11 protein-coding genes are annotated in these 13,135 nt (G+C 64.6%); 7 read left to right on the forward strand and 4 right to left on the reverse strand.

The window, feature by feature from the left end:
* The gene (locus M1D74_RS12750; RefSeq protein ID WP_458115530.1) at positions 1-2,172 is read left to right on the forward strand and encodes a S9 family peptidase; all 2,172 of its coding nucleotides are present in this window, start codon (positions 1-3) and stop codon (positions 2,170-2,172) included.
* A 5-nt stretch (positions 2,173-2,177) separates the two neighbouring features.
* Here M1D74_RS12750 and M1D74_RS12755 read toward each other — a convergent pair whose 3' ends face one another.
* Positions 2,178-4,019 (reverse strand): gamma-glutamyltransferase family protein, encoded by a 1,842-nt coding sequence (locus tag M1D74_RS12755; protein ID WP_458115531.1) that lies wholly within the window; start codon positions 4,017-4,019, stop codon positions 2,178-2,180.
* A 185-nt stretch (positions 4,020-4,204) separates the two neighbouring features.
* Here M1D74_RS12755 and paaI point away from each other — a divergent pair, with 185 nt between their 5' ends.
* The 5 genes from paaI to M1D74_RS12780 all read left to right on the forward strand — a co-directional run bounded on the left by paaI (position 4,205) and on the right by M1D74_RS12780 (position 8,554).
* Positions 4,205-4,702 carry a hydroxyphenylacetyl-CoA thioesterase PaaI gene (paaI, locus tag M1D74_RS12760; protein ID WP_458115532.1) on the forward strand — a complete coding sequence of 166 codons (498 nt, stop codon included), beginning with the start codon at positions 4,205-4,207 and terminating at the stop codon, positions 4,700-4,702.
* Complete coding sequence (gene paaK, locus M1D74_RS12765) at positions 4,699-6,030, forward strand: phenylacetate--CoA ligase PaaK (RefSeq protein ID WP_458115533.1); 1,332 nt, start codon at positions 4,699-4,701, stop codon at positions 6,028-6,030. Before paaI ends, paaK begins: the two co-directional genes overlap by 4 nt.
* A 54-nt stretch (positions 6,031-6,084) precedes the next feature.
* Entirely contained in the window at positions 6,085-6,687 is a 603-nt protein-coding gene (locus tag M1D74_RS12770; RefSeq protein WP_309072233.1) for a TetR/AcrR family transcriptional regulator, read from the forward strand.
* A 58-nt stretch (positions 6,688-6,745) separates the two neighbouring features.
* Entirely contained in the window at positions 6,746-7,576 is an 831-nt protein-coding gene (locus M1D74_RS12775; protein ID WP_458115534.1) for a DUF427 domain-containing protein, read from the forward strand.
* A 195-nt stretch (positions 7,577-7,771) separates the two neighbouring features.
* The gene (locus M1D74_RS12780; protein ID WP_458115535.1) at positions 7,772-8,554 is read left to right on the forward strand and encodes a hypothetical protein; all 783 of its coding nucleotides are present in this window, start codon (positions 7,772-7,774) and stop codon (positions 8,552-8,554) included.
* Between the two features lie 68 nt (positions 8,555-8,622).
* Here M1D74_RS12780 and paaZ read toward each other — a convergent pair whose 3' ends face one another.
* Positions 8,623-10,707, reverse strand: a complete 2,085-nt coding sequence (paaZ, locus tag M1D74_RS12785; RefSeq protein WP_458115536.1) for a phenylacetic acid degradation bifunctional protein PaaZ — start codon at positions 10,705-10,707, stop codon at positions 8,623-8,625.
* 158 nt (positions 10,708-10,865) lie between these two features.
* Between paaZ and M1D74_RS12790 the strand changes: the two genes are divergently transcribed.
* Complete coding sequence (locus M1D74_RS12790; RefSeq protein WP_309072238.1) at positions 10,866-11,225, forward strand: PaaI family thioesterase; 360 nt, start codon at positions 10,866-10,868, stop codon at positions 11,223-11,225.
* Positions 11,226-11,228: 3 nt separating this feature from the next.
* Here the strand turns inward: M1D74_RS12790 and M1D74_RS12795 are convergent, their stop codons facing one another.
* Together M1D74_RS12795 and M1D74_RS12800 are read right to left on the reverse strand one after the other, a co-directional pair.
* On the reverse strand, positions 11,229-11,987 hold the full coding sequence (locus M1D74_RS12795) for a tyrosine-protein phosphatase (protein ID WP_458115537.1): 759 nt from the start codon (positions 11,985-11,987) through the stop codon (positions 11,229-11,231).
* A 25-nt stretch (positions 11,988-12,012) separates the two neighbouring features.
* On the reverse strand, positions 12,013-13,074 hold the full coding sequence (locus tag M1D74_RS12800) for a class I SAM-dependent methyltransferase (RefSeq protein ID WP_458115538.1): 1,062 nt from the start codon (positions 13,072-13,074) through the stop codon (positions 12,013-12,015).
* Positions 13,075-13,135: the final 61 nt, after the last annotated feature.

Here is a 13,135-nt window from a genome sequence, read left to right on the forward strand (position 1 = left end):
ATGACTCTCACTCCTCCCGTTGCCAAGAAGGTCCTGACCGAGCGCACGCACCACGGCGACACCTTCATCGACCCTTACGAGTGGTTACGCGCCAAGGATGATGCAGAGGTCGTGGAGCACCTCCGGGCTGAGAACGCCTACACCGAAGCGGTTACCGCCGGCCAGGAGGAACTGCGCCAGGAGATCTTCAACGAGATCAAGAACCGCACCCAGGAAACCGACCTCTCCGTCCCGGCCCGGAAGAAGGAGTGGTGGTACTACTCCCGCACGGAAGAGGGAAAGCAGTACAGCATCCATTGCCGGGTGGGGGCTACGGACACAGGCGACCTCGCGCGCGACTGGACTCCGCCGGAAGTAGTGCCGGGTCAGCCGGTCGACGGCGAGCAGGTACTGCTCGACGGCAACGCCGAAGCGGAAGGCAAGCCCTTCTTTTCGCTCGGCGGACTCACCGTCAGCGAAGACGGTGCCCTGCTGGCATTCTGCGTGGACAACGCTGGGGATGAGCGCTTCACCCTGCGGATCAAGGATCTGCGCACCGGTGAGCTACTTCCCGATGAGATCCCGAACGTCTTCTACGGCCTGGCGTTCTCGCCGGACGGATCCCAGGTCTTCTACACCGTCGTCGATGACAGCTGGCGTCCCTATCAGGTGAAATCACACCGGCTGGGCACCGCCGTCGAACAGGACGAGCTGGTGTACCAGGAGGATGACGTCGCAATGTGGACCGGGTTCGACCTGTCCGCTGACCGCACGCAGCTGCTGATCGGCATCGGCTGCTCGGAGTACAGCGAGTACCGCGTGCTGGACCTTGAGAACCAGGACGCCGGCCTCGTCACACTGATCCCGCGATCCGAGCGGGTCCTTTATGAAGCTGAGCCGCTGCGCGTCGAGGGCCGGCTCCACTACCTGCTGACCCACGACCGCGGTGCGAAGAACTCGATGGTGAGCCTTGCTGCCGCCGAGCAGTTCAGCCGCCCGCTGGCCGAGCAGGAGTGGCTGACCGTTGTGGAGCACGACGACGCCGTCCGCGTCCACGGCGCCACCGTCACCGCCACGCACGTGCTTGTGTCGGTGCGCAAGGACACCACCATGCGCGTGCAGATCATGCCCCGGGAGGGCCTTGGAACGCCGGCGCAGCAGCCGGCCATCGAGCCCGCCTTTGATGAGGCGCTCTACACCTGCAACCTCGCCGGTGCCGAGTTCGAGTCGCCCATGATCCGGCTCTCCTATGCTTCCTACTTCACCCCGCCCCGGGTCTATGACTACCTGCTCGCCGGCGGTGTCCTGACTCTGCGCAAGGAGACCGAAGTGCGCGGCGGCTACCGCTCCGAGGAGTACGTTGCGGAGCGCCAGTGGGCACCGGCCGCCGACGGGACGCTCATCCCGTTGTCCGTCCTGCGGCGGCGTGACCTTGAGCAGAACGGGATGAACCCCGCAGTCATCTACGCCTACGGCAGCTACGAGATCAGCATGGATCCGGGATTCTCCATCTCGAGACTGTCGTTGCTGGACCGAGGCGTAGTCTTCGTCGTCGCTCATATCCGCGGCGGAGGTGAGATGGGACGAACCTGGTACGAGAGCGGGAAGAAGCTCGCGAAGAAGAACACTTTCACGGACTTCGTGGACGCGACCACCCATGTGGCCGAATCGGGCTGGGTGGACCCGGAGCGCATTGCTGCGATCGGCGGATCAGCCGGCGGGTTGCTGATGGGCGCGGTTGCCAACCTCGCCCCCGAGAAGTACCGGGCGATCGTCGCGCAGGTTCCCTTTGTGGATGCCTTGACAACGATTCTGGACCCGGAACTCCCGCTCTCCGCGCTGGAGTGGGAAGAGTGGGGCAATCCCATCACCGACCCGGACGTCTACCGGTACATGAAGGAATACACCCCGTACGAGAACATCCGCCCGACGGCGTATCCCCGCATCGCTGCGGTAACCAGCTTCAATGACACCCGGGTGCTCTACGTTGAACCTGCGAAGTGGGTAGCCCGGCTGCGGGAAGTGACGACGGGCAGTGAGCCGATAGTTCTCAAGACCGAGATGGACGGCGGCCACGGCGGCGCCAGCGGACGCTACGAGCAGTGGAAGGACGTGGCCTGGGACTACGCCTTCGTGGCCGATGCGCTGGGTGCGACCCGCGTTCTTTCGGGGACAGCCAGCGTGATGGGGTAACGCCGTCAGGGCACTACGACGCCGCTTGCCGTCTGGTTCCGCGGCTCGGCTCCGATCTGCGCTACGGTGCCGTCCTCGCTGAGTTCGATCATGTTGGCTGTGCCGAAGATGCCGACTCCTACCGCGATGTTGTGCCCTCGTTCGCGCAGGTCCGCGATGCCTGCAGGTGGGAAGCTGGTTTCCACATGGAGAATGTTGTCGGCCGGGTGCGGGAAGATTGAGGCCGGGAACGCTGTGCTCACGAAACGCGGCTGAGCGACCGCTTCCTGGGGTTCAAGCCCGAAGGCGACCACGCTCATGAATTGCTGGAGCTGTGCCTGCGGCTGCGTGTCGACGCCGGTATTCCCTCCGAGAAGATACGGCCGACCGTTCCGTAGCACCATGTATGGGTTCGATGTGTGCCGTACTGTGGCACCGGGCGCGACGACATTCACGTTGCCGGGATCCACTGACATGAACTTCATGCGTTCGTTGATGTGGATGCCGGTATCTCCCACCACCAGGAACTGGCCTCCGAGGCTGGTCGTCACCGCCGCCGCGTTTCCCTCGCTGTCGGTCACGTGAAAGGTGGTGGTATCGCTCGACTGCCGGTCCAGTCCGGCCTCGATCGGCCACTCGGCGGCGCTACCCATGTCGATGCGGCCGCGCAGCTGATCTGCGTAATCATCCGACAACAGCTCCTCGACGGGCACCGGCGTTCGATCAGGATCGCCGACGTACGCGAACCGGTCAGCGAAGGCGAGCTTCACGGCTTCAATCTGGCGATGGATCACGTCCGGTTCAGCTGGCGATCTGCCGGACCAGTCCTCCGCTTTGAGGATGTTCAACGCCTGAAGCATCGCGATGCCCTGGCTGTTCGGCGGATTCTGCAGAACCCGGATACCGTCGGCCCAGTCGATCGAGATGGGCGCCACCAGCTCGGCCTCGTACCGGGCAAAGTCCTCCAGTGTGAGGTAGCCGCCGAACTGGTCGGAATACTGCACGATCGCCTCTGCGAGCGGACCGCGGTAGAAGTAGTCACGCGCCGCCTGGATGCCCGCCGCATGACGGGCGGTTGTCTCGCCGGCGGCGGCAGCGCCGTCGTCGTACGCGGTTGCCAGTGCTTCCAGCGTGGCCGCGAGGTCCGGTTGGGTAACTGCCTGCCCGGTAGCGACGAGAGCTCCGTTGCGCAGGTAGAGCTCGCTGAGTTGGGGGCTGTTGCGGATGTCCTGTTCCTGCTGTGTCAGCCAGAAGGTCATCTCCGAGCTGACCGGGTAGCCCGCCCTCGCTATGTCGATTGCGGGTGCCAGAACCTGGCGCAGCGGCAGTTCTCCGTGATCCCGCAGCCAGAGCATCCACCCGTCCCAGGCGCCCGGCAGGATTGCCTGATGCATCCCATACTCGCCTGCCCGGGGCGTGTAGTCCTCGAGCGTCGCCTTGCTCCCCACCGGCCCCACAGCGTTGAGGCTGGTGACGTCCCGGGTGCCGCCGTCGTAGTAGAGCGCCCAGGTGTCGCCGCCGAGCACGCTCGAGTAGTAGGGCTCCACGACGGTGAGGACGGACGCGACAGCGACAGCGGCATCGGCTGCTGATCCCCCAGCCGTGAGGATCGCGGCGCCTGCTTCCGTCGCCTGGAAATTCGAGCAGACCACGGCTTGAACCTGGGGTTGCAGTTCGGGCCCAGCGCTCGTCGGTGACGGCTGTGGGACGGCGGATGTGGATGCCGGCGGTCCCGGCGGTTCTGACTCCGTGGCCGCGGCTACCGGTGAGGGAGTGCGATCCGGACCGGAATCCTGGGCTGTGCACGCGGTGACGGTAGACCCGGCGCAGAGAACGATGGCCAGGAACCGGACAATCGGATGCCGCATGTGCGTACCCCTTTCGCGGAGCGACGCTGTGCGGAAAGAATAGCAGCGGACACCGCCGACGGGCAGCCCCTTCAATCGCTCGTTGTGTGCTTCATATTCCCCGGAAGGATCCACATCTTCTTGACAGTCAGGGGCGTTCCGGTATTACCTAATGAACGATCGGTAAATAATTCTGAGAGGCCTCCATGAGGGACACTGACGTCCGCCCTGTTCATCCCATGCTGGATAAGGACTATGCCTCCCAGTGGCTCGGCGTCGAGGTGCTGCACTTAGGCGACGGGCATGCCACGGCCACCATGCGGGTACGCGAGGAAATGCTCAACGGCTTCGGCATTGCCCACGGCGGAATGATCTTCGCCTTCGCCGACACAGTGTTTGCACTGGCCTGCAACCCTGTCAGCGAAACGGAAACCATAACGGTTGCATCCGGCGTCGACATCAATTTCCTGTCCTCAGCGCTGCCCGGCGAGATCCTGACCGCCGTCGCCACTCGAACCAGCGCAACCGGGCGCAGCGGCATCTACGACATCACGATCACCGCGGGCCAGGACGGCGGCGCGCCTGATGCGGAGCGCACTGTCGCCCTCTTCCGTGGACGCTCGCGAACCGTCCCCAACCGCCGGAACCGAAACCTGACACCAACGGGAAGCCTGCCCGACTCTTCCGAATCGAGGAACGCATGACCACCACCGCCATCAAGGCGACCGCTGCCGACCCCGCCACCCTCGATCCTGAGGAGAGCTTCGACCGGGGCCGGATCGAGGAACTGCAGCTTGAACGCCTGCAGTGGACGGTGAAGTATGCCTACGAGAACGTGGACCTGTACCGCCGCAAGTTCGACGACGCCGGCGTCCACCCCGCTGACCTTCGGGAACTTTCGGACCTGGCGAAGTTTCCCTACACCACCAAGGAAGACCTGCGCCTGACCTACCCCTTCGGAATGTTCGCCGTCCCGCAGGAGCGCGTTGCGCGAATTCACGCCTCATCCGGCACCACCGGACGTCCCACCGTCGTCGGCTACACCTCCGGCGACCTCGACCGTTGGGCGACGCTTGTTGCGCGCTGCCTCCGCGCGAGCGGGGTCAAGAAGGGCGACAAGGTCCACAACGCGTACGGGTACGGGCTCTTCACGGGCGGACTCGGTGCACACTTCGGAGCCGAGAAGCTCGGCTGCACGGTGATCCCCATCTCCGGCGGCCAGACCGAACGCCAGGTGCAGCTCATTCAGGATTTCCAGCCTGACGCAATCCTCAGCACCCCGACGTACCTCCTCACCATCCTCGACGCGATGGTGGCGGCCGGAATCGATCCGCACAGCACGTCCCTCAGGACGGCGGTTCTGGGCGCTGAGCCCTGGACGAACCAGATGCGCCAGGAGCTTGAGCATCGCATGGGCTTTGATGCCTGCGACATCTACGGACTATCCGAGGTGATGGGTCCTGGTGTGGCAGGTGAGTGCGTTGAGACCAAAGACGGTTCGCACATCTGGGAGGACCATTTCCGTCCAGAGATCATCGACCCCTTCACCGATGCAGTACTGGACGACGGCCAGCCTGGGGAGCTTGTCTTTACTTCCCTCACCAAGGAAGCGCTTCCGATCATCCGTTACCGTACGCACGATCTGACCCGACTGCTCCCCGGCACCGCCCGACCGGGTATGCGCCGCATGGACCGCATCACGGGACGGAGCGACGACATGATCATCCTGCGCGGCGTCAACCTCTTCCCGACCCAGATCGAGGAGATCGCGCTACGCATCCCCGCGCTCAGCCCGCACTTCCAGTTGGAGCTCACACGCCCGGAAGGTCAGCGCATGGACCAGCTGACCGTCAGGATCGAACCGCGGGAAGGCGTCAGCGCCGATGAAGCCGCCGCGGCGGCGTCGGAACTGAGCCAGCAGATCAAGATCCACATCGGGTCCAGCTGCGCGGTGTCCGTCGTCGAAAGCGGGTCGCTGGCGCGCTCGAGCGGGAAGCTGCGGCGCATCTACGACCTGCGCCCGAAAGCCTGACCCAGTGTGCACGGTGGCGCTATCTGACCGAACGTTCGTGCGAAAATAGCCGGTATGCCCAGTTCACAGGCCGCTACCCGCCGCGGACGACCCGGATACGACCAGCAGACCGTGCTCAACATCGCCGTCGATGTCTTCAACCGGCACGGTTATGAGGCGACCTCAATGGGAGTCCTCGCCGACAACCTGGGCATCAGCAAGTCGGCGATCTACCACCACGTGCCGTCGAAGGGTGACCTGCTGCGGCTTGCCCTCGACCACGCCCTCGGCGGGCTCGAGGACGTACTGACTCATGCGGAGGCGACGTCCGGCAAAGCGGACCAACGGCTCGAGTACGTCTTGCGCGGTACGATCAACGTCCTGGCCGAGCGGCTTCCCTTCGTGACTCTCCTGCTGCGGTTGCGCGGCAATACGGAGGTTGAGCGCGAAGCCCTTGAGCGCCGTCGTGCGTTTGACCACCAGGTTGCAGCGCTGGTTGAGGCTGCCCGGTCCGAGGGGTCCATCCGCAAGGACATAGACCCACGGACCACGACGAGGCTACTGTTCGGCACGATCAACTCCGTTGTCGAATGGTACAAGCCAGGGGGTCCGCTGACCCCGGAGAAGCTCGCAGACGACGTCATCGCGATGGCGTTTGAGGGTTTACACCACGTCTGACTATCCCCGGGGAAGCGGCGCGCTTGACTGATGCGCATCCTGAGCGGACGCTGATGCTATGTCCGTCAAGCTCTCCGACACCATGCTGGGTATGCTCTCCGATCTTCGGTATGAGCCCACGTCGAAACGGGTTCGGGGTGACCTCGGTGAGACCACGGTCATCGATACCCGACGGGCTTTGCTTGTCTGGGAGCCGAAACGGGTGACGCCGATCTTCGCGGTGCCGGAGGAGGATCTCCGGGCGGAGCTGTCTGCCGCCATGTCAGGGCACGAGGCGGGCGAAGAATATCCGGTAGCGATCATGCTCGAGGGTCCGCCGGTCCTCGACCCGCGGACGCCCTTCAGCCGGCACACCACCACGGGGACTCCCCTCACCATCACCGCAGCCGGCGCCGTCCTGCCGGGCGCGGCATTCCGCCCGGATGACCCTGCGCTGGCTGGATATGTGCTGCTCGACTTCGATTCCCTGAGCTGGCGCGAGGACGACGAATCGATCATCGGGCATCCGCGTGACCCGTTCCACCGCATCGATATCCGCGACTCCGCTGACCGCATCACCGTACAGATGGACGGCATCACACTCGCGGATACGTCCCGCGCCGCCGTCCTGTATGAAACGCTCCTTCCCCCGCGGCTCTACATCCCGCCCGAGGACGTGAGGTTTGATGCGCTGGAGCCAAGTGCAACCACGACTGTCTGCCCTTATAAGGGCCAGGCAAACTACTTCTCCTACCCAGGCTCGCCGAAGGGGAAGGACGTCGCATGGCAGTATGATTCCCGCTTCCCCGACGCAACGCAGATCCATGGCCTGGTGTGTTTCTTCAACGAGCGCGTCGATGTTCTTGTCAACGGCGAGCCCCAGCCGAAGCCCGTCACCCCCTGGTCCTGACCTCCCCGGTGGGATATCCCGTCAAAGGCGCCTCGTCAGCGGGATTGTTCGGACTATCCCGCTCAACACCTTCCGTGGACGGGATCTCCCGTTGAGACAGCTGTCCACATAGGGCCATCTCCCCCACCACGGTTGGGCACTCGCACCGAGCATGGATGGCATGGACATCGTGCGTGAGGTTGCAGGAAAGGTGGCGTGGCCCGTCGACGAGAACTTGAGAAAGCGGGATTCAGCGGTCACGAGATCCTCAAAGCCGTCCCGGATGGACGGCTGAGCCGTCCGATTCGCGGAGTGTACGTGACGCCCGATGCAGACCCTGCACTCTTGGCCGCTGCGTGCGTCAAAGCCGAACTTGCATGTGTGAATGCCGCTGAGAGACTGGGCCTCTGGATCCTCACAAAGCCTCGCTTTATCCACGTCTGCGTTGATCATGGACGTCCCCTCGAGGGAAACTTCCGGGTACACCGCTCGGCGAAGCAGCTGACGCCGCTGGACATTTGCCTGCAATGCATGCGATGTCTTCCGGAGCTTGAGGCATTGTGCGTGGTGGAGTCTGCCGTAGTGAAGCGGCTTGTCACGCTCCAACAGTTGCGCAGCCGTACGGGTGGCGCACGGGATCGTAAACTTCGTCGCATCGTGGGGATGATCGACCCACACTCGCAATCGATCCTGGAGACAGCTGCGCGATACCGCCTGAAGGCCGGTGGGTTCTCGGTACAGACTCAGGTCTACGTGAAAGGCGTTGGACGTCTCGACATATTCGTGGAGGGCATCCTCGGCATTGAAGCCGACGGCAGAAAGCATCACACCGACGCGAGAGAGTTCGAGGAGGACAGGCGTCGCGGGAACGTCCTGATGCTCAATGGGACGCCCGTGCTGCGTGCGACCTACCAATTGATCGTCGACCGACCGGAGGAGTTCATTGAACTGGTTCGACGAGGGATTGCGAAGTACCGTCCCACCGAGCTTGCAGGTTGACTGGGATTGTCCGGACTATCCCACCGAACGCTCATGTTCGATGGGACTGTCCGGACAGGAACGCCGGCCTACTTCTCGACGAGGGTCAGGACGTCGTACGTCGCGACAATCTCGTCGTTCTGGTTCGTCAGCACCGCGTCCCAGGCCACCTCGCCGTACTCCTCGTCCTCGCGCGGCGTGATGCTCTTCGCCGTCAGGGTCACGCGGATCGAGTCACCGGCGGCAACGGGCGTGATGAACCGCAGGTTCTCCAGCCCGTAGTTGGCGAGGACCGGACCCGGCGCAGGTTCCACGAACAGGCCTGCACCCCACGAAAGCAACAGGTACCCGTGCGCCACAATCCCCGGGAAGAACGGGTTCGATGCAGCGGCTTCCTCGTTGGTGTGGGCGTAAAACTTGTCCCCGGTCGTGTTCGCGAACGCGGTGATGTCCTCCAGGGTTACCTGGCGGAGGTCAGAGCGCACTGCGTCGCCGATGCGTAACGTTGCCAGGTTCTTCCGGAACGGATGCTCCTCGTCGAAGTTCCGGTCAGCTCCGGTGTGCCAGACACCGGTGATGGCGGTCAGCATGTTCGGTGAACCCTGCAGGGCTGTGCGCTGCATATGGTGCAGCACGGACCGGATGCCTCCGAGCTCCTCACCGCCGCCGGCGCGTCCCGGCCCGCCATGGACGAGATGAGGCACGGGCGACCCATGCCCTGTCGAGGACCGTGCATCCTCGCGATTGAGCAGCAGCACCCGGCCATGGTGGGCAGCAATGCCGGTCACCAGCTCGCGGGCAATATCCGGGTCGTTGGTGCACACGGTCGCCACCAGCGACCCCTCGCCCATGGCCGCCAGACGGACCGCGTGCGCGACGTCGTCGTACCCGACGACCGAGGCTACAGGGCCGAAAGCCTCCACCGTATGGAGCTCGACGGCGTCGGCGTTCTGCCAGGTGAGGAGGACTGGAGCCATGAATGCGCCGTCCTCAGCGACATCCACGGTGCCGTCGGCGTGGGTCACGCGCGGGGAATCGAGGGTGCCATACGCAAGCTCTCCGCCCGCAGCCAGCATGGACTCGACAGCGGCCCGTACGCTGCGTAGCTGCTCCACAGAGGCGAGCGCCCCCATGGTCACACCTTCGGCGCGCGGGTCACCGAGCGTGACGCGCTGTTCGATGCGTTCGCGGGCGGCAGCAACGACGTCGTTCACCAGCGCCTTCGGAACGAGCGTCCGGCGGATACTGGTGCACTTCTGGCCGGCCTTGACGGTCATTTCCGTGACGAGGGACTTGATGAAGGCGTCGAATTCGGGGGTGCCCGGTACGGCATCCTCGCCGAGGATTGCCGCGTTGAGGGAGTCTGTCTCGGAGGAGAAGCGCACACCGCCGGTGGTGACGTTCTCATGTGACTTCAGCCGGTTCGCCGTCGACGCTGAGCCCGTGAACAACACGAGATCCCGGTAGTCGAGGTGGTCCAGGATGTCGCGGGCAGGACCGGAAATGAGCTGCAGCGATCCCAGCGGAAGGAGGTTCGACTCAATGATGAGCTTGACGACGGCGGCCGTCAGGTACCCCGTCGGAGTAGCAGGCTTCACGATCGTGGGCACGCCGGCCAGGAAGGCGGGCGCGAGCTTCTCCAGCATCCCCCAGACCGGGAAGTTGAAGGCGTTGATCTGGACGGCGGCTCCGGGAATACGTGTGTAGATGTGCTCTCCGATGAAGGACCCGTCCTTCGACAGCACCTCCACCGGCCCGTCGATGACCACCTGCGCGTTGGGCAGTTCCCGCCGCCCCTTCGATCCAAAGGTGAAGAGCACGCCGATACCGCCGTCGATATCCACCATGGAGTCGATCTTGGTGGCACCGGTGCGCGCGGACAGCTCATACAGGTGCTCCCGCTGCCTGTTCAGAAACTGCGCGAGGGCCTTGAGCTTGAGCGCGCGCTGGTGGAACGTGAGCTTCCCGAGCTCCTCCTGGCCCGCTGTGCGCGCGTAGTCGACGACGTCGGCCGTGTTGAGCCCACTGGTGCTGACCAGGGCGAGCATCTCGCCGGTACTGGCGTCACGCACCTCGCTGGAGTTGTCCTCGGAGAGGGTGTGCTGGTCGGGGGTCCACCAGGCGTCGCGGATGAAGCTGGGGACGATGTCCACGCTGAGGGCGGTCGAAGTCATCGTTGACCTTTCGCGTTCGGGAGCTCAGGAAACATTACTGAACGGACGTTCGGTAATATGTCCAGAGTACATGAACGCCCGATACCGCCACACCCCACAAGGAGCCCAAAGTGACCGTCGAACCCTGGCAGATTACCCTCGGCGAACTCGACGAGAAGATGGGCGTGAAGATCCTCGAGCAGTCGGTCGAGCGGGTCGTCGCGACCATGCCGGTGGAGGGCAACCGCCAGTCCTTCGGCCTGCTGCACGGCGGCGCGTCACTGGCTGTCGGAGAGGCCGTCGGCTCCTGGGCGGCCGTGATCCACGCGAGCACCCTCGGCAAGACTGCTGTGGGCGTCGACGTCTCCGCCACGCACCACAAGTCCGCCCGCAACGGCACCATCACCATCACCGCCACGCCGATTCACCTGGGGCGCACCCTCACCACCCATGAGGTGCTGATCACCAACGACGACGGCGGCCGCCTCTGCACCCTGCGCATCACCAACCTGCTGCTGGAGAAAAAGCCGGAGAACTAGGTCCTATGAGGCCAGCCGCGCCCGGACGGCCTCTATGTCCTCCGCCGAAAGCCCCGCGCTCCGGAGATACGACTCCGCGTCAAACCCCTCAAGCAGATCGAGCAGGTGAACTCGGGCGCGTGAAATCCACTCCTGCAACTGCTCGGGTGACTTCGGCTGCTCTCGCGGCCGCTTCTGGGAACGGTGGTGTTCATTGATGCCCTGCACGGCGAGCGCATAGTCATCCGCTATGTCCTCCGGCGGTACGCCCATGAGTGCAAGCAGCACCGCGGTCACCATGCCGGTGCGGTCGCGCCCCGCCGCACAGTGCACGACGACGGCGCCCTCCGCTTCCGCAATTGCCCGCACCACCGCAGCAATCTTCCCGGGCCAGCGGTGCAGGTTCTCCCGGTAGTACTCCGGCGAGTTGAGGTAGGGACCGACCAGTTGCATGAAGTCCTCATCCGACTGGTCCTCCGTCGGGCAGTTGAGCACCCGGAAGCGGTCCAGGACGGAGGTGTTCAGCACGGGGTCGGTATCGCGCCGTCTCCGCTCCCCGGGGTTCCGGAGGTCGATCACGGTGCGGACGCCGTCGTCGTAAGCCTGTTGCCAGCCTGCATCGGTGAGCCACTCGTGCCTGCCCATCCGGTACAGCCGTCCACGCCGGATTTGTGGAGTGACCCCGCCGAGATCCCGGGCGTTGACTGCACCCTCCCAGGCGACGTTCCGCGAGGAACCGATACGCCCGACGTCGTCCAATTCGTCCCATTCGTCCAAGGTCATGGTTCAGGTTAGCGAGGAAGGACGCTTACGGCACCAGTTCGTAGAAGCGAAAGAAGCCGAAGCCCTCGATCGGCAGGATCCGGACGTCCGAGAACCCGGCATCGGCAGCGTACCGGCGCAGCGTGGCCGGCCGCATGACTGTCCCGGTACCGGCGCTGTCGGGGTGGGCCATTCCGTCGGGCAAGCAGATCAGCAGGCTGAACCCGTACATCAGGCGCTCCACCTCATCGCCCGGCGGAGCGAAGGCTTCGGCCACCGCTTCATCCATGACGACGACGGTGCCGCCGCTGTGAAGGGACCGCCGGGCCGCCGCGAGCACGTCCACCGGGTAGGGCAGATCGTGGATGCATTCGAAGGCGAAGACCACGTCGAACTGCTGCTCGGGCATTCCGGCGGCGTCGGCCACCTGGAACCGGGCGGTGCTATCGACACTTGAGGCGTTGCTGTTGGCCAGCTCGATCGATGCCTGGTCAATGTCAAACCCCGTGATCTGGGCCGTAGGGAATGTTCGGGCGAGTGCGATGGTGGACCAACCGGCCCCACAGCCGATGTCGGCGACGGACGCTCCCTCCCCATGCAAGCGAGCCACCAGGTCCGGCGCCTGCCGCAGCGCACCGGCGAGTTCGTGCTCGAACCAGGGCCGGTTCATGTCCGCCTGGGATTCCCGCGCGTCCTCGCCAAACTCGGACCAGCCGACACCCGTACCCTCCCGGTACGCGGCCTGAAGCGCCGGAAGCTGCACCGCCGCACCCGCGATCATCCTTGCCAGCGGGGCAAGGTAATTAAGGCTGGTGGAATCGGTCAGTACCTCCGCCGCCCCGGCAGGCAGCGTGAAGCGGCGGGCGTCGCCGTCGTCGTTTGCGGTCAGCAGGCCTGTGATGGCCTGCTGCTCGAGCCATTCGCGTGCATACCGCTCAGAGGTACCGGTGCGCTCCGCGAGTTCGGTGGACGAAGCAGGACCGTCTGATGCCAGGGCGTTGTACCAGCCGAGCCGATCGCCGAGGTGGATGGCAAGCACGTCCATGGTGCCGAGGGCCGCGTTGAACACGCGCTCGGCAACAGCCTCTGCGTCAGGTTCGGAAGCCACGTTTCCTCCGTGATTGAGGTTCGTTTGAACCTAGGATGGACCCGCGGGAACTGGCTGACAA

It is taken from the genome of Arthrobacter sp. D2-10 (assembly GCF_054161285.1).